We start from the raw sequence: 1,243 nt of genomic DNA, 5'->3' as shown, positions 1-1,243 counted from the left end.
CACCCCACGGATTCCAGAACAAGGCGTGGCCACTCTGCCTGATGAGGCTTGGGAGCGTGCGCGCCGTCGTGCGGAGATCATCAGTCCGTTGGCGCAGTCGGAGACGGTCGGGCACGAAGCGGCCGATATGGCGGCTCAGGCGCTGGGCTTGTCTCGGCGCCAGGTATACGTTCTGATCCGGCGTGCCCGGCAAGGCAGCGGCCTCGTGACGGATCTGGTGCCCGGCCAGTCCGGTGGAGGTAAAGGTAAGGGGCGCTTGCCGGAACCGGTCGAGCGCGTCATCCACGAGCTACTGCAAAAGCGGTTCCTGACCAAGCAGAAGCGCAGCCTAGCGGCCTTTCACCGCGAAGTCACTCAGGTGTGCAAGGCTCAAAAACTGCGAGTGCCGGCGCGCAATACCGTGGCCTTACGGATCGCTAGCCTTGACCCGCGCAAGGTCATCCGCCGGCGGGAAGGCCAGGATGCCGCTCGTGACCTACAAGGTGTGGGCGGCGAGCCTCCTGCCGTGACCGCGCCGCTGGAGCAGGTGCAGATAGACCATACGGTCATCGACCTGATCGTGGTCGATGACCGCGACCGGCAACCTATTGGCCGCCCGTACCTGACCCTCGCCATCGACGTGTTCACCCGCTGCGTGCTCGGCATGGTCGTCACGCTGGAAGCGCCGTCTGCCGTTTCGGTTGGCCTGTGCCTCGTGCATGTCGCCTGCGACAAGCGCCCTTGGCTGGAAGGACTGAACGTGGAAATGGATTGGCAGATGAGCGGCAAGCCCTTGCTGCTCTACCTAGACAACGCGGCCGAGTTCAAGAGCGAGGCCCTGCGCCGGGGTTGCGAGCAGCATGGCATCCGGCTGGACTATCGCCCGCTGGGACAGCCGCACTATGGCGGCATCGTGGAACGGATCATCGGCACGGCGATGCAGATGATTCACGACGAACTGCCGGGAACGACCTTCTCCAACCCTGACCAGCGCGGCGACTACGATTCCGAAAACAAGGCCGCCCTGACGCTGCGCGAGCTAGAGCGCTGGCTCACATTGGCGGTCGGCACCTACCACGGTTCGGTGCACAACGGCCTGCTCCAACCGCCGGCCGCGCGCTGGGCCGAGGCCGTGGCGCGTGTCGGCGTACCGGCCGTCGTCACACGCGCTACTTCGTTCCTGGTCGATTTTCTGCCGATCCTCCGGCGCACGCTGACCCGCACCGGCTTTGTCATCGACCACATCCACTACTACGCCGATGGG

At 65.2% G+C, this 1,243-nt stretch carries 1 protein-coding gene; it reads left to right on the top strand.

Annotated features, from left to right (window positions below):
• Positions 1–1,243 (top strand): DNA-binding domain-containing protein (locus PSF67_RS15120; RefSeq protein WP_222615217.1); only part of this gene is annotated, 1,243 nt, incomplete at both ends.

Source organism: Providencia sp. PROV076, from assembly GCF_028483405.1.
GTDB lineage: Bacteria > Pseudomonadota > Gammaproteobacteria > Enterobacterales > Enterobacteriaceae > Providencia > Providencia huaxiensis.
Note: the sequence above shows the minus strand (reverse complement) of the source record. Positions and strands in the feature narration are given on the sequence as shown.